4 protein-coding genes and 1 pseudogene are annotated in these 18,533 nt (G+C 38.1%); all 5 read left to right on the plus strand.

Annotated elements, in window-relative coordinates:
* Positions 1 to 17: 17 nt before the first annotated feature.
* The 5 genes and pseudogenes from HWQ37_RS19490 to HWQ37_RS19510 all read left to right on the plus strand — a co-directional run bounded on the left by HWQ37_RS19490 (position 18) and on the right by HWQ37_RS19510 (position 18,500).
* Entirely contained in the window at positions 18 to 3,218 is a 3,201-nt protein-coding gene (locus HWQ37_RS19490) for a non-ribosomal peptide synthetase (RefSeq protein WP_292749830.1), read from the plus strand.
* A gap of 36 nt (positions 3,219 to 3,254) precedes the next feature.
* Positions 3,255 to 5,915: pseudogene (locus HWQ37_RS19495) on the plus strand (type I polyketide synthase); the annotation flags it as partial.
* A gap of 414 nt (positions 5,916 to 6,329) precedes the next feature.
* Complete coding sequence (locus HWQ37_RS19500; RefSeq protein WP_292749832.1) at positions 6,330 to 12,884, plus strand: non-ribosomal peptide synthetase; 6,555 nt, start codon at positions 6,330 to 6,332, stop codon at positions 12,882 to 12,884.
* A 56-nt stretch (positions 12,885 to 12,940) separates the two neighbouring features.
* Entirely contained in the window at positions 12,941 to 13,993 is a 1,053-nt protein-coding gene (locus HWQ37_RS19505; protein ID WP_292749834.1) for a TauD/TfdA family dioxygenase, read from the plus strand.
* A gap of 157 nt (positions 13,994 to 14,150) precedes the next feature.
* Positions 14,151 to 18,500, plus strand: coding sequence for a non-ribosomal peptide synthetase family protein (locus HWQ37_RS19510; protein WP_292749836.1), 4,350 nt, complete (start codon positions 14,151 to 14,153; stop codon positions 18,498 to 18,500).
* Positions 18,501 to 18,533 lie beyond the last annotated feature (33 nt).

The raw sequence follows: 18,533 nt of genomic DNA on the forward strand, positions 1-18,533 counted from the left end.
AGAGTAATGATAAATATATGTCAAATCAAATAACTCAGGGGTTTCAGCTTTCCACTCAACAAAAGCGTCTTTGGTTATTACAGCAGTCTAGTTCAGCTTATTTAGCTCAATGTGCCTTTCTTCTAGAAGGGAATCTCAAACCAGAGATATTAAAAGCTGCTTTAGAGCAAGTTGTTATTCGACATGGAATTTTGAATACAACTTTTGATTGTTTAGCTGGAATGAAAATTCCTGTAATGGTTTTAAGAAATAGCAGCATTTTGTCGTGGCGCGAGATCGATCTAAGTCACTGGGAACCGAAAGAAATTGCAATCAAAAATGCATATTTTTGTCAGGAAGCGCGTAGTTTTAATTTTGACTTTGAGCAAGGGTCGCTTTTACATATATTTCTCCTGAAACTTGATGTACATAAGTACAGTTTAATTATCACTTTGCCTTCGCTTTGTGCCGATACTTGGACACTTAAGAATCTGGTAACTGAAATCAGCAATTCATATTCTGCTTGTTTGCAAGGTGAGAGAATATCAGAAGAAGTTATCCAATATTTGCAATTCTCAGAATGGCAGAATCAATTACTCACAGATGAAGATGCAGAAGTAGCTAAAAAATACTGGCATGAGCAAAATCTTTCTTCACTCTCTGACTTGAAGTTACCTTTTGAGAAGCAGCCATTACAGCCATCAAAGTTTGAGGTAAACTGCTGTCGATTAGATATTAACCCTGATGTGACAGCCAAGATTACCAACTTAGCTCAAAAATATGATACTTCCACTGCTGTCATATTACTAGCTTGCTGGCAAACGCTGATTTTGCGACTTACAGGACAGCCAGATATTATTATTGGTATGGCTAGCGATCGCAGAGACTATGAAGAACTATACAACTTATTAGGACTTGTTGGGACTTGGTTGCCAATTAATAGCCATTTGACACCAAATTTACGCTTTCAAGAAGTTGTAGAATTAGCTAATCAAACTATAGAAGCTGGTGCAGAATGGCAAGATTATTTTGTGCCGGAACCCTTAGAAAATCACGAGCAACTAGCTTTTACCATCGGTTTCGAGTTTGAGCAACTACCAGAAAAAATCGTTGCTGGCGACGTATCATTTTCTCTTGAGCAATATTACAGTTGTATTGAACAATTTAAAGTAAAATTCACTTGTACTCAACGCGAGGATTGTTTAACTACAGAATTCTACTACGATATCAATTACTTTGCAGCTGATAGTATTGAACGTCTAGCCAGACAATTTCAAACTTTATTAACGAGTGTAACGGTTAATCCCGAAGAGAAAATTAGCCAATTAGAAATTCTCAGCCCTAGCGATCGCCAACAATTACTAGTAGAATTTAACCAAACAAATCTTGACAATTTACAAGACAAATGCATTCACCAACTATTTGAAGCCCAAGTACAAAAAACACCTGATAAAATTGCCGTTGTTTTTGAAGATTGCCAACTAACTTATGCAGAGTTGAACCGCAAAGCCAATCAACTTGCTAATTATTTGCAGCAGCGCGGAGTTAAACCAGAAGTTTTAGTAGGACTTTGCACAGAGCGATCGCTCTTGATGATTATTGGACTTTTAGGTATCCTGAAAGCTGGTGGAGCCTATCTACCGCTAGATCCAACCTTACCCAAGGAAGGTTTTACTAGCCGATTGCAGGATATCGAAATACCAGTAATATTGACACAACGGCGATTAGTCGATAATCTGCCAACAGATGTAGCTGAAATAATTTGCTTAGATACAGATTGGGATCGGATTGGCGATCGCAAAGATGAAAATCCCATCAGTGAAGTCACAACCCAGAATTTAGTTTATGTCTTGTTCACCTCTGGCTCTACCGGTAAACCGAAGGGAGTTGCGATCGAACATCGGCAATTGCTGAATTACCTTCACGGAATTACACAGAGGTTAGATTTTTCAACCACAACTAACTTCGCCACTGTTTCTACCTTAGCTGCTGACTTGGGTAACACCGGAATCTTCGCTGCTCTTTGCACTGGCGGATGTCTGCATATATTATCTATCGAGTGTGCTACCGACTCAGCAACCTTAGCAAAATACTGCCGCACCTATCCCATCGACTGTCTCAAAATTGTCCCCTCTCACCTCGCCACTCTTCTCGCCTCTGCACCATCCGATTCCATCTTGCCTCGCCAGCAGCTAATTTTGGGTGGCGAAGCTGCAAGCTGGCAACTTATTGAGCAGATTCGGCAGCAAGAGCCATCCAGCTTAATCTTCAATCACTACGGCCCTACAGAAGCCACAGTGGGGGTTACTACCTTCGCAGTTCAAAATCAGCAAATTGCTACGCAGACAGTACCCCTTGGTCGTCCACTTGCCAATACGCAGATTTATTTACTGGATGAGCAACTGCAACCAGTACCCATTGGTGTACCGGGTGAGTTATATATCGGTGGTGCAGGGTTAGCTAGAGGTTATCTGAATCGCCCTGATTTAACAGCAGCAAAGTTTATTCCTCATCCTTTTGCAGAGATGGGTTCGCGTTTATACAAAACTGGTGATATCGCTCGTTACTTACCTGATGGCAATATTGAATTTATTGGGCGAGTTGATCGCCAGGTAAAAATTAGGGGATTCCGCATTGAACTTGGAGAAATTGAAAGCGTATTGTGTCAACATCTGCAAGTGCAACAGGCTGTAGTTTCTGTTCGGGAAGAGAATGACAACAAACTCTTAATAGCCTACGTTGTTCCTAAACAAACACTCAATGTTAGCGAACTGCAAAGATTTCTCAGAGAGAAACTACCAGAATACATGATGCCCTCAAATTTTATCATGTTGAAGGTTTTGCCACTAACATCCAATGGTAAAGTTAACTATAGTGCGCTCCCAGAATCAAATAGCGATCGCCCAGAATTGGCAGCAACTTATGAACCACCGCAAACTGAGATAGAAAGAGCGATCGCTAATATTTGGCAACAGATGCTTCATGTTGAGAAGGTGGGCATTCATGATAATTTTTTTGATATCGGTGGTCATTCATTATTGCTTGTTACAATTCACGCCAAACTACGAGAAAATTTTACCACTAATATATCTGTAATTAATTTATTTGAACATCCAACCATCAACTCATTAGCTAAATATTTAACGCAAAAGCAGACGGAAATATCTTCTTTTGAAGAAAGCACTCAACGCGCCGAGAGCCGCACCGCTTCCAGGCAGTCAAGAGCGCAATTCAGATAAAAATATTTGACCCAAAAAATAGGATTACTGAAATTAATGAAAAATGAGGACTTTAATCAGAATCAAATAAGCGATTTAGACATAGCTATTATCGGTATGTCTGGACGATTCCCCAAAGCTTGTAATTTGGATACATTTTGGCAGAATCTCAAAAATGGTTTAGAAGCAATTTCATTTTTTTCAGACCAAGAACTAGAAGCTATTGGGATAGATGCAACTACACTGAATCAACCAAATTATGTAAAAGTAAATGCTGTATTAGAAGATATAGAATTATTTGATGCCGCATTCTTTGATTACTCACCCAAAACAGCAGAAATCATAGATCCACAGCATCGCCTATTTTTAGAAACAGCTTGGGAAGCTTTAGAAAATGCTGGCTATGATTCTAAAACTTATCAAGGTCGAATTGGTGTTTATGGTAGCGCCAGTATTAGTAGTTACTTTTTATTCAATCTTTTTTCTAATCCAGAATTAATAAAATTAGTTGGTCTTGACCAAATTAGACATCATAATCGCACAGATAATCTGACTACACGAGTAGCTTATAAATTAGACTTAAAAGGGTCAGCTATCACTGTCCAAACGGGATGCTCTAGTTCCTTAGTTGCGATTCATTTAGCCAGCCAAAGCTTAATAGATCGGGAATGCGATTTAGTCTTAGCAGGTGGAGTTTCTATCACTAATATACAAAAGACTGGCTATGCTTATCAAGAGGGAGGAATTTTGTCACCCGATGGACACTGCCGCGCCTTTGATGCCAAAGCGCAAGGAACTGTTAACGGTGATGGTGTAGGTATAGTTATTTTAAAACGATTAGCAGATGCGATCGCAGATAAAGATTATATTCATGCTGTAATTAAAGGTTCAGCCATTAATAATGATGGTTCTGCCAAAATTGGCTATACCGCTCCTAGTATTGATGGTCAAGCTAAAGTGATTGCAGAGGCTCTTGCCATCAGCAGAATCGAACCCGATATGGTCAGTTATGTAGAGGCTCATGGCACCGGCACAGTGTTAGGAGATCCGATTGAAATTGCCGCGTTAACTAAATCTTTTCGCGCTAAAACTCAGAAAAAGAATTTCTGCGCCATTGGTTCGGTAAAAACGAATATCGGCCACCTAGATACTGCATCTGGTGTTGCAGGTTTAATCAAGACTGTCCTCGCGCTGAAACACAAGCAAATACCACCCAGTCTGCATTTTCAAGAGCCAAATCCTCAGATTGATTTTGCTAACAGTCCCTTTTACGTTAACAACAAGCTTTCCGAATGGAAGTCAAACGGACACCCTAGACGTGCAGGAGTCAGTTCTTTTGGTATTGGTGGCACCAACGCTCATGTAGTTCTAGAAGAAGCGCCGATATTGGAGCAAGAGAGGCAGGGGAGAAAACATCATCTGTTGGTTGTTTCTGCGAAAACGGAATCAGCGTTAGAGGCAGCTACGGCAAATTTGGCTAATCACCTCAAACAGCATCCCGATTTAAACTTAGCTGATGTTGCTTACACACTTAAAGTCGGTCGTCGAGCTTTTAATTATCGTCGGATGGTAGTTTGTCAAGATATTGATGATGCAATCAAAGTTTTAGAGACAAAAGACCCACAACGAGTTTTCACCTACTATCAAGAACCAGGTGAGTTAGAGGTTGTATTTATGTTTCCCGGACAGGGATCTCAGTATGTAAATATGGGTCGAGAGTTATACCAAACTGAGCCAATTTTCCGGGAAAAAGTTGATGATTGTTGTGAACAACTGAAACTTATTTTAGGGTTAGACTTACGTACTATTATCTATCCCAGTCAAGAACAAACTCAATGGGCGACACAGCAGTTAATACAAACTCATATTACTCAGCCGGCGTTGTTCGTAATTGAATATGCACTAGCACAATTGTGGATAGCTTGGGGAGTATGCCCTAGTGCAATGATTGGTCACAGTATAGGAGAATATGTGGCCGCTTGTTTAGCTGGGGTATTTTCTTTAGCAGATGCATTGATGCTAGTTGCTACCCGTGGGCAACTGATGCAGCAAGTACCTTCAGGTAAAATGCTGGCTGTAGCGCTCCCGGAGAAAAAAGTTATGCAGATGCTAGGTGATAAACTTTCCCTAGCGGCAATCAACGCACCAGAGCGCTGTGTAATTTCTGGCCCAACCGCAGAGATTGAAGATTTGCAAAACCGTTTAACCGAGCAAGGGATTGAGTGGCGTTTTCTGCATACCTCCCACGCCTTTCATTCTCAAATGATGGATTCTATTATTGAGCCATTTACCAAATTACTCGCAAAAGTCAATCTTAATCATCCCAAAATTCCTTTTTTATCTAATCTAACTGGCACTTGGATTACTCCAGAAGAGGCAACAGATAACAATTATTGGGCTAAACATTTGCGGTCATCAGTACGTTTTTCTGATGGCATTACTGAATTAGCCAAACAGCCAAATCGGATTTTTTTAGAAGTTGGCTCTGGTGGTAATTTAAGTACTTTAACTAGGCAACAAGTTCAAGAACAGTCGATATTTTGCTCCATACGGCATCCTCACGATCAACAATCTGATGTTGCATTTTTATTAAATACTCTGGGGCATTTATGGTTGTATGGGATACAACTTGATTGGTCAGGATTTTATGCTAATCAAAAACCTCATCGCCTTCCTTTACCGACTTACCCGTTTGAACGAAAAAAATACTGGGTTGAGTCTTATAGAGGTAATGAGCTAAATCGATTTAATGGAAAAAATACTCATAATAACCAAAGGTTTAAGAATCAACAAATTAATAGTCAACCAAATCATTTAGGAGATAAATCACAACATTTTTTTATTGAATCTCAGCAAAACAATATTCTCCGTTTGAGTAATACTAAAAAAATAATAAATCGTCAAATTTCTATTATGTTTCAGCAGTTAGAACTCTTAGAAAAAGATATGTAGTAGCGTGTCAAGCAAAAAAATTGTGCATTAGATGTAGGTTGGGTGGAGCGGAGCGCAACCCAACAAATATCAGGATGTTGGGTTACGCAAAGCCTCCACCCAACCTACAATTTTCTCTTCTTTGTCTTCCTTCGCGTCCTTGGCGGTTCGTTTAAAAAAAAATTCACTGTAAAAAATATTATGAATAAAGACTCTCAGGATAAAAAAATAGTATCAACGCTCAAATATATTGTTAGTGAGTCATTGGGAGTAAAATCATCAGAAATAGATATTCATACTCCTTTTCTGGCAATGGGTATTGACTCTCTAATTTTGTTGCAGATAAACCATGCTATTCAAAAAGACTTAGGTATTAATATTCCTTTTCGCTTATTACTTGAAAATTTATCAACAATTCATGCTTTAGCAACTCATATAACTCAAGAACTACCTCCAGAAAATACAATTTTAGAACCGGAATATCAGGAATTGACATTTAGTAAAATACTACTACAACCACATACTGAAACGATTTCATATACACCAAATTTCGAGCAAGAAGAGGAAAAATATGTAACAGCTACACTACTCGAACAGGTAATAGAACAGCAGCTTGACTTAATGTCCAAACAGCTAGACATTTTGCAAAAAGCAAGTTCATGGAAGAAGATATTACCAAAAGCAATCCCATCTATCCCTATTCAACATCAGGTAAGACAAGTTGATAATAACTCTGGTTTTCCAGAAAGTTCATCATCAATTCAGGCTGACCCGTCACAAAACGTAATTACGAATTATTTAACTCCCCGTCAACAAAAACATTTAGATGCTTTAATTGCACGTTTTGTCAAGCTTACTCCCGAATCTAAACGACTTACTCAAGCTTATCGTTCCTATCATGCCAATAGCAGAGCGATAACAGGCTTCTTACCCTCCATTAAAGAGATGTTGTATCCCATTCACGGACAGCGTGGAGAGGGAGCCAGACTCTGGGATGTTGATGGTCAAGAGTATGTAGACATTTCTATGGGGTTTGGTGCGCTTTTATTTGGTCATTCACCTTCGTTTGTCATCGAAGCTATTCAAGAACAAATAAAGCAAGGTATACTGCACGGGCCACAATCGCGTCTTGCCGGTCAGGTTGCGGAGTTAATTTGTGAGTTGACAGGCGCGGAACGGGCAGCTTTTTGTAACGATGGCACAGAAGCGGTAATGGGAGCAATCCGCCTAGCACGGGCTACCACAAGACGCTCTAAGATTGCTTTATTTACTGGTTCTTATCACGGTACTTATGATGGAGTCTTGGTGAGAGGAGTAACAACCACCGAAGAAACGCGGCGTTCCATCCCTAGAGCTATTGGTATTCCATCATACATTGCTGATGATGCGATCGCACTTGACTATGGCAAACCTGAATCCCTAGAAATTCTGAAAACTCATGCTCACGAATTGGCGGCAGTTTTGGTGGAACCGATACAAAGCAGTCGCCCAGATTTGCAACCTCAAGAGTTTCTGCTGCAACTCAGACAATTAACTCAAGCAACAGGAATTGTATTAATTTTTGACGAAGTGATTACCGGCTTTCGGATGCACCCAGGTGGAATTCAGGGGTTGTGGAATATTCAAGCAGATTTGACCACTTATGGTAAAGCCGTTGCTGCTGGGATGCCAATTGGCGTGATAGCTGGTAAGGCAGCTTTGATGGATACCCTTGACGGTGGAATGTGGAACTATGGAGATGAATCTTATCCTCAAGCGGAAACCACAGTATTCGCAGGTACTTTCTTCAAACATCCTTTAGTAATGGCTGCGGCTTGGGCTGCACTCAATCATATTAAGAACAGTGGCCCGAAATTACAGCAGGAGTTATCTGAAAAAACAACGAAATTAGCCCAGATTCTTAATAGTTACTTTGAACAAAGGCAAGTTCCAATTAAAGTAGTCCATTTTGGTTCGCTGTTTCGTTTTATAGCCTCATCACCGCTAAAATTTGGTCAGTTGTTTTTCTATCATCTGTTAGAAAAAGGTGTTTACGTCTGGGAAGGACGTACATTTTATCTGTCTACGGCGCATACTGATGCAGATATTGAACACGTAATTAAGGCAGTCAAACAAAGCATAGTAGAAATGCAACAAGGTGAATTATTACCACCTGCGCCGATTTCAACAACGATTAATATTCCTCTGACGGCAGCACAAAAAGAATTGTGGTTTTTAGCACAGATGGGAGATGAAGTTTCCCGCGCCTATAACGAATCTAGAATTATCCATCTGCGAGGAAGTGCGAATGTATTGGCAGTATGTAAGGCTGTTCAAGAGATTATCAATCGTCACGAAGCGCTGCGAACTACTTTTAGTTCAGAGGGGGATAATCAATTAATTCATTCCACTTTGACTATAGATATTCCTCTAAGTGATTTTTCAACTTTAGATAAAAGTCAACGAGAAACAGAGCTATCGCAGTTATTAACACGAGAAGCTCAACAAATTTTCGATTTAGAAAAAGGGCTATTACTTCGTTGCCATATAGTTAAGTTGCAGGAAGATCATCATCTTGTGGTTTTGACAAATCATCACATTGTTGCTGATGGTTGGTCAATTAGTATTTTGTTACGAGAACTAGCAGCAATTTATTCAGCAGAGTGTCAGGGAATTGTTAGCCAACTTCCGCAACCAATGAAATGGAGTGAGTATGCACTGTGGCAATTACAAATGCAACAGAGTCCAGAAATGGCTAAAGCTGAAGCTTATTGGCTGAGTCAATTTGCCAATTCAGTGCCTATATTGGAATTACCAATTGACCGTCCTCGACCAGCGATATTTACCTACACTGGAGCGCGAGAGCATATAATTCTTGATGCCAGCTTGTATAATTCTTTGAAAAGCTTAAGTCTACAACGTGGTTATACTTTATTTACGATTCTTTTAACAGCATTTATCACCTTATTACAACGATTGACGAATCAACAAGATATCGTTGTTGGGATTGCTTCGGCTGGACAATCTGCGATCGCAGATGAATATCTGGTTGGCCACTGTGTTAATCTATTACCCATACGCAGCCAAGTTGTTGGCAACCCAAGCTTTACAGACTATTTGAGTTCAATCCAGCAGGTATTATTAGATGCCTACGAGTATCAAATTTATCCTTTTATTAAACTAGTTGAAAATCTAAAGTTACCACGAGATCGTAGCCGTACCCCTCTTTTTAACACAGGATTTAATCTGGATAAAGCTCAATTTGAGTCTAAATCTTTAAAAGAAGAGTTTGAGGTAGCTAAAAATTCTCCCAGTGCTACGAAGCTGGATATTAATTTAAATATTCTTCAAACAGACAGCAAACTAGTAATAGAACTGGAATATAATACAGATTTATTTGATACTAAAACGATTCAGCGTTGGCTCGGAAATTACGTAACCTTGCTAGAAGGTGTTGTCACTAACCCAGAGCAACCCCTTGCAGAATTGCCTATATTGACACAAGCTCAACAGCATCAGTTGTTGGTGGAATGGAACAATACTCAAGTTGACTATCCTGGTGAGTATTGTATCCATGAGTTATTTGAGGCTCAAGTAGAGCGATCGCCTGATGCAATTGCTGTAGTCTTTGAAGATGAGCAGTTAACCTATCGAGAGCTAAATCACCGCGCAAATCAATTGGCGCATTATTTGCGATCGCTTGGAGTTAAACCAGAGGTATTGGTAGGGATTTGCGTGGAGCGATCGCTGGAAATGGCGATCGGACTATTAGGTATTCTAAAAGCTGGCGGCGCTTACTTACCATTAGAGCCAAACTGGCCTCAAGAGCGCTTAATTGATATCTTCAATAATTCTCATACCAATATTGTACTCACTCAAGAGCATCTCATCAAGATGCTTCCACTACAAACAACCAAAGTAGTTTGTTTAAATTCACATAATATTTCGCTGATTAAAAATAACCAGAAAAATCCTAATATTCAAGTTAAGGCTAACAACTTAGCTTATGTGATGTACACGTCTGGCTCTACCGGCAAACCTAAAGGGGTCAGCATCATACATCGTAATGTAGTCCGACTAGTTAAGGAAAATAACTATGCTTATTTGAATGCAGATCAAGTTTTTTTACAACTAGCTCCACTTGCTTTTGATGCCTCAATTTTTGAAATTTGGAGTAGTCTTCTTAATGGAGCTAAACTTGTCATTATGCCTTTGCAAAAGCCATCATTGCAAGAGTTAGGTCAAACAGTTAAACAACATCAAGTAACAATATTATGGTTAACTGCCAATTTATTTCATTTGATGGTAGACGAACAACTAGAAAATTTACAATCTGTGCGTCAACTCTTAGCAGGTGGCGATGTTTTATCTATTTATCATGTCAAAAAAGTACTTGCTAAACTTAAAGAATGTCAGTTAATTAATGGTTATGGCCCAACAGAAAATACCACATTTACTTGTTGTTATTCCCTGAACAAAAATAAAATTTTTGCAAGTTCCATACCCATTGGTCGCCCTATTGCTAATACACAAATATATATTCTTGATACTCATCTTCAACTAGTACCAATCGGAGTAGCTGGCGAATTATATACTAGCGGAGATGGTTTAGCTAGAGGTTATTTTAATAGTTCAGATTTGACAGCAGAAAAATTTATTCCCCATCCTTGGAGTAGCAAATCAGGTTCTCATCTTTATAAGACTGGAGACTTAGCACGCTACCTACCCGATGGTAACATTGAGTTTTTGGGACGCATCGATCATCAAGTAAAAATTCGCGGCTTCCGTATTGAATTAGGGGAAGTTGAAGCAGCAATTAATCAGCATTTAGAGGTAAAAGAAGTTAAAGTTATAGTTATAGAAGATATACCAGATAACAAACGTCTTGTAGCTTATATAGTTCCGAATTCAACAAATATTTCTACATTGGAATTACGCAATCTATTAAAAGTTAAGTTGCCAGATTACATGATACCATCTGCCTTTGTTGTCTTAGAAAAACTTCCTCTAACACTCAATGGTAAAATCGATCGGCGCGCTTTACCTAAACCCGATCCAATACAGCAGTTAGAAGAAAATATTTTCCCGGTTTTGACACCATTTCAAGAAATTCTTACTGGCATTTGGACAGAAATTTTAGGTATCAAACAAGTAGGGATTCACGACAACTTCTTTGAATTAGGCGGACATTCTTTATTAGCGACTCGTGTTATTTCTCAAATTCGCAAAGCTTTTAAAGTAGAATTACCTCTACGTTGTTTATTTGAATCACCAACAGTAGCAGAATTAGCTAAAGAAATTGAGAAAACTAAAAAAGCAGATTTAAAGGTCAAATTACCCAATATAGGGCATACTTCCAGAACAAGCAATATTCGCCTTTCATACGCTCAACAAAGGTTATGGTATCTCGACCAATTAAACCCTCATAATGCTGCATATAATATCTTTGATGCTGTGCGTATTATTGGTTCACTGGATATTCCCGCCTTAGAACAAAGTCTGAATGAAATTATTCACCGTCACGAAATTTTACGAACAAATTTCATTTTAGAAAATGGACAACCAATCCAAGTTATTGCCCCCTATCTTAATTTAGAATTGCTTGTTATAGACCTGAGTAAACTATTAGATGTTGAAAAATATCAAACAGTCCAAAATTTAGTTAATCAAGAAGCAGAAAATCCATTTAATTTAGATATAGATCGGCTATTAAGAGTTACACTTTTACGCCTATCTGAAACAGAATATGTGCTGCTTTTCACGATGCACCACATTATTGCTGATGGTTGGTCTATGGGAGTATTAATTAAAGAATTAGTAGCCCTGTATGAAGCATTTTCTCTTGATAAGCCATCTCCATTGCCAGAAATAGTGATTCAATACGCCGACTTTGCCATTTGGCAACATCAATTGTTACAGGAAGAAGTTTTAGAAAAACTGCTTACTTACTGGCAAAAACAACTTCAAAACTTACCAACTCTTAAATTAGTTACTGACTATCCTCGACCTATAAGACCAACTTATCAAGGTTTAGCACAACCTTTCATACTCTCTCTAACATTATCTCAACAAATTAAAATCCTGAGTAATCAACAAGGTGTAACTCTTTTCATGACGTTGCAAGCGGCTTTTGCAACCTTAATGCATTACTACAGTCAGCAAGATGACATTGTGATTGGTACAGATATTGCTAACCGCAGCCAAGGAGAAACTGAGGCGTTAATTGGATTTTTTGTTAATCAATTAGTATTACGTACCAAGTTTGATGGTAATCCCAGTTTTCAAGAAATGCTAGAGAGAGTTCGGGCAGTAACTTTAGATGCTTATGCACATCAAGATTTACCATTTGATAAACTTGTAGAGGCTATCAACCCACAGCGTAATTTACATATCACACCATTATTTCAAGTAAAATTAATTCTCCAAAATACTCCCACAACTGCTTTAAATATTTCGGGGTTAACTTTTCAGAGCTTGGAAACAGAAACCAAAACAGCCACCTTTGATTTACTCTTTGATATTAGAGATACAGAGCATGGCCTGATGGGATTACTGAAATATAGTACAGACTTGTTTGCAGCTAAAACTATTGCTCGTATGCTCGAACACTTTGAAACGATTTTGAGCCAGATTGTGAATGAGCCAACTATAAAAATCAATGAACTCAAAGAAATCTTAGCGCAGACAGACAAACAAGATAAACTTACTCAAGAAATAACTTATCAAAATTCTTTACAACAAAAATTGACCAATATTAGACGTAAATCTGTTAAGTAAAATATTTTAGTTAATTTGCAATATCTGAGTGACTGAACGAATATAGGATACAAGCAATGCTGACAAATCAAAATCAACAAAGTGGTTCATTAAAATTAGGCGATATCAGACGCAAAACCGTTAATGTTGGTGAGAATGAATTAATTAAAACAGAGTATCTTAACCACAGTCCTAACTTTCCTTTAGTTATCAAGCCAGCAGTTAAAGGAGTAGATTTACTCGCTTGGGCTAAAAGTAATCGAGATTTTTTACAATCCGAGTTATTAAAATACGCAGCGATTCTCTTTCGGGATTTCAAAGTTAATTCCATAGAAGAATTTGAGCAAATTATCGCAGCGATTTGTGGAGAAGCATTGGAATATCGCTATCGAGCATCACCACGAACTCAAGTAGGTGGGAGAATTTATACTTCAACTGACTACCCATCTGACCAAAGTATTTTTCCTCACAATGAACACGCTTACTCGCCTACCTTTCCATTGAAAATCTTCTTTTTTTGTATGAGTCCAGCTGCGGAGGGAGGACAAACCCCAATAGGTAGCTCTCGAAAAGTTTTTGAGCGGATTGATCCTAATATACGCGATCGCTTCATCGAAAAGCAAGTTATGTATATGCGTAACTTTGGCGATGGATTTGGTCTTCCTTGGCAAACTGTATTTCAAACAACAGACAAAACTAAGGTAGAGGAGTATTGCCAAAGCAATGGAATTGAGGTTGAATGGAAAGCAAATAATCGCTTAAGAACTAGACAAGTTGGGCCAGCTATTCTCAAACATCCTCAAACAGGTGAAATGGTCTGGTTTAATCACGCAACTTTTTTCCACGTTTCTACACTAGAACCAACAATACGCGATTTGTTATTAACAACTTTGCCAGAAGAAGACCTCCCAACTAATACATATTATGGGGATGGTTCTACAATTGAGCCATCAGTATTAGCCGAATTACGAACTGCTTATCAACAGGAAATGGTCACTTTTTCTTGGCAGAAAGGAGATGTATTGATGTTAGATAATATGTTATCAATACACGCTCGTCAGCCATTTGTCCCTCCCAGAAAAATTTTAGTAGGGATGGCTGAACCTTATACACCAATACAGTTCAGTTAAGCAATTTTTTCCTTCTCTTTCTTTTCTCTGCGTCGCGCCAGTTGCTTCTCCCAAGGGGAGACGCTGCGCGAACAAGTCGGGGAACCCGCCCAACGCACTGGCTTCTCTGCGCCTCTGCGGTTCGTAAAAATGTTATAAGTAACACCAAGGTAGAAATATGCAAATAGAAAGTATCGAGGGATTTAGACTTTCACCTCAGCAAGAGCATTTATGGTTGCTACAAAAAATTGAGCGAAGTTCGGCTTATCGTAGCGATTGTGGAATTTTGATTGAAGGAAATATTGATATTCATAATTTAGAATTGGCCTTGCAAAATGTTGTCAATCGCTATGAGATTCTCCGCACCAGTTTTATTTGTCTACCTGGAATGACCATTCCAGTACAGGTAATTACAGATAGCAAGGTCATTTTAGAAAAAAAATCCGATATTAGTAATTTGAAACCTCAAGAACAAGAGGCGGAGATTGAGCTAATTTTTCAGAAAATTAAACAACAAAATTTTCAGTTTGAGCAAGGTTTAATTTTAAATACATACTTGGTAACTATTTCACCAAATATGTATATGTTATTTATCAGTTTACCTGCTCTGTGTGCAGATAGTTTAACCCTTAATTATTTAGTCCGAGAACTGGCTATTTCTTACTTAGGGAAATTGGATGAAGAATTATCTGAAGAACCACTCCAGTATGCAGACTTTTCAGAATGGCAAAATCAAATACTAGAAGCGGAAGAAACAAAAATAGGCAGAGAATATTGGCAACAGCAAAACCTATTTAGTATTGACACTTTCCAGCTTCCTTTTGAAAGTCATATCTCCGAACAACAGAAATTTCAACCACAATTAGTAAATTCAATTATTACTCAAGAATTGGTAGGTAATATCGAAATATTGGCTCAGAAGTATAATACTTCTGCATCTAATTTTTATCTAACTTGCTGGCTGGTTCTGCTTTGGCGACTGAGTGGACAATCTGAGATAATCCTTTCAAAAGAATTTAATGGCAGAAAATATGAGGAACTTAAAGGAGCATTGGGACTATTTACTAAATATTTACCACTTCATTGTCATTTAGAAGATAATTGGAAATTTAGTCAAATTTTACAGCAAGTGCATAAGTCTGTAGAATCTATCGACAAATGGCAAGAGTGTTTTACTTGGGAACAAATATCAGAAGGAGATAATAAATTAGATATTTTGCCTTTTTTGGCTGTGGGTTTTGATTTTACAGAAGAAGATACAAAGCATTATGCAGGTAATCTCTCATTTTCTCTTTCCAAGCTTAATACCTGTAGCGAACGTTTCAAAATTAAACTTTCTTGTAGACGCAAGAATGATTTTTTGGATACAGAATTTCATTATGACTCTAATCTCTTTTCTAGAGAGGATATTGCAGGTTTAGCAGAGCAATTTCACAAGTTAGTAGAAAGTGCAAATTGTAATCCAGAAAGTTCAATCAGTGAATTAAAAATTTTAAGCGATCGCACCCTGCACCAGCTTCTCTTCGAGTTCAATCAAACTAATGCAGATTATCCCCAAAATAAGTGCATTCACGAGTTATTTATAGAACAAGTAAAAGCGACACCAAATAATATTGCTGTGGCATTTAACAACCAGCAACTAACTTATACTGAACTAAATGCGCATGCAAATCAATTAGCTCATTATCTCCAATATTTGGGGGTAGGAGCAGAAATATTAGTGGGAATTTGTGTCGAGCGATCCTTAGAAATGCTTGTTGGTATTTTGGGTATTCTCAAAGCTGGTGGTGCTTATCTTCCCCTCGATCCGCACTATCCCCAAGAGCGTTTAAGGTTCATGCTAGAAGATACTCAAGTCTCTATATTATTGACTCAGCAGCATCTCTTACAAGGCTTACCCAAGCACGATGCACAGACAATTTGCTTAGATACAGATTGGGAAGCGATGGTACAGGAGAGTCAGGAAGAACCCATTTCAACAGCAACTCCTGAAAACTTAGCTTATATAATCTACACTTCTGGTTCTACAGGTAAGCCTAAAGGAGTTGCGATCGCACATCGTAACTTAGTTCACTCCACAACTGCACGCATTACCTACTATCAGGAACCTATCAGCAACTTCTTATTACTATCATCCTTTGCTTTTGATAGTTCTATTGCAGGTATTTTCTGGACACTTTGTTGTGGTGGAACTCTACATTTACCAGAAGAAGGTGTACAACGAGAAGTAGCTAAACTTGTAGAGTTAATTGATCAAAATGGTGTTTCCCATTTATTAAGTCTTCCTTCTCTATATGCTCTAATATTGCAACAAGCAAAACCAGAAGAGTTAAATTCCCTGCGTGCTGTTATAGTTGCAGGTGAATATTGTCCGCCAGAATTGGTACAACATCACTTTCAATTACAATCAGAACCATCTCTCTTTAACGAGTACGGGCCGACAGAAGCAACTGTTTGGAGTACTGTATACCATTGTCATTCTACAGAAATCGGAACACAAATATCCATTGGTTGTCCTATAGCCAATACAAAAATATATATATTAGACTCTCATTTACATCCGGTTCCTGTTGGCATTTCTGGCGAAATTTATATTAGTGGTGAAGGTTTAGCCAGAGGTTATTTAAATCAACCAACAATTACATCTGAGAAATTCATTCCTCACCCCTTTAGCCAAAAACCAGGAATGCGTCTGTATAAAACTGGAGATTTAGCGCGATATCTTAGTAATGGCGATATTGAGTTTTTAGGACGCATTGATAACCAGGTAAAAATTCGCGGCTTCCGTATAGAATTAGGCGAGATTGAAGCATTATTAAATCAACATTCGGGAGTGCAAGAAACAGTAGTTATCGCGCGTGAAGATATACCCGGAAACAAACGCTTAGTTGCTTATGTAGTTCCCCAGTTAAAATCAGCTACTACAGTTAATGAACTCCGCAAATTTGCGAAAGATAAACTACCAGAATTCATGCTTCCATCAACTTTCGTACTACTAAAAGAATTACCTCTAAGCCCCAATGGTAAAGTAAATAGAAAGGCGTTACCCGCACCAGAGCAAGTTAGATCGGATTTAATCGGAGAATTTGTTCCTCCTCGCACCCCTGTAGAGGAAATGCTAACTCAAATCTGGGCGGAAGTTTTAAAAGTTGAGAAAGTTGGTATTTATGACAATTTTTTTGAATTGGGTGGACATTCTTTATTAACTACTCAACTACTTGCAAAAGTGAAAGAAACTTTCAACTTAGATATATCTTTACGCAGTTTGTTAGAAAAACCTACAATAGGGGGTTTAGCGGAAAATATCGATCGAGTTTGTCAAGCAGAAGTTAATTATCCAACTTTAGATATCAAAACTGAAACTGTTTTAGATCGGGCAATTTATCCTCAAACTTTTGGTAAGTTTATTCCTAAACCAAAAGCTATTTTATTGACTGGAGCCACAGGCTTTTTAGGAGCTTTTTTGCTGGCTGAACTATTGCAAGAAACCAAAGCAGATATTTATTGCTTAGTACGTCATTCAAATTTTGAAAATAGCAATAAGAAGCTGCAAAATACTTTAGAATCTTATGGAATTTGGAACGAAATTTGGAATCCTAGAATTATTCCCATTCTCGGCGATTTATCAAAACCACTTTTGGGTTTGGAAACTGAAAAGTTTCAACAGTTAGCATCTACAATTGATGTCATTTACCACAATGGTGCTTGGGTACATCATATTTATCCCTACTCTATTCTGAAACCTGCAAACGTACTGGGTACACAAGAAATCCTCAGATTAGCTAGTCAAATTAAAACCAAACCAGTACATTTTATTTCTAGTTCCGGTGTTGTATCTTCAAAAGTTGACTCGGGAGTTAAATTAGTACGAGAACAAGATAGTCTGAATGAGAACAAATTTCCTCGCAATGGATATTCTCAAACTAAATGGGTAGCTGAAAAGTTAGTACAAGCTGCGGCTGAAAGAGGAATTCCTATCTCTATTTACAGACCATCACGTATATCTGGACATAGCCAAACAGGTGTTTTTAATAGTAATGACTTTCTGTACAAATTGATCATAGGTTGTGTACAATTAGGAAGTACGCCAGATATAGATATTAGAGAGAATATAGTTCCTGTAGATTATGTCAGCAAAGCAATAGTTCATTTATCGAAACAGGAAGAATCTCTCGGTAAAACTTTCCACTTAGTTCATCCCCAAACTCTCCACTCAAATATACTTATCGACCATATTCGCTCATGGGGTTATCCAATTGAGCAGATTTATTATGAGCAATGGCGAGAGAAATTACTCAATGTTACTCAAAGTTCATTAGAGCATCCTTTATATTCATTAGTACCATTTTTCCCCGCAAGACAAGCTCAAGAAGAAAGTTCCACTTCAGGATTTTTACAGCTTGATAACCAGAATGTTATCAATGGATTAGTCGATAGTTACATTACTTGTCCTTCACTAGATAATAAATTACTCAGCATTTATTTTTCTTATTTGATTAAGGAGAGTTATTTAGAACGTAAAATTTAAAGCTAAAGACTAATTAAATTAAAAGAACAAACT

This window comes from Nostoc sp. NMS4 (assembly GCF_017115095.1).
GTDB lineage: Bacteria > Cyanobacteriota > Cyanobacteriia > Cyanobacteriales > Nostocaceae > Nostoc.

Excerpts from the sequence above, each read along its gene's own strand:
- HWQ37_RS19500 (WP_292749832.1), top strand. The coding sequence starts at position 6,330 with ATGAATAAAGACTCTCAGGATAAAAAAATAGTATCAACGCTCAAATAT.
- HWQ37_RS19490 (WP_292749830.1), top strand. The coding sequence starts at position 18 with ATGTCAAATCAAATAACTCAGGGGTTTCAGCTTTCCACTCAACAAAAG.
- HWQ37_RS19505 (WP_292749834.1), top strand. The coding sequence starts at position 12,941 with ATGCTGACAAATCAAAATCAACAAAGTGGTTCATTAAAATTAGGCGAT.
- HWQ37_RS19510 (WP_292749836.1), top strand. The coding sequence starts at position 14,151 with ATGCAAATAGAAAGTATCGAGGGATTTAGACTTTCACCTCAGCAAGAG.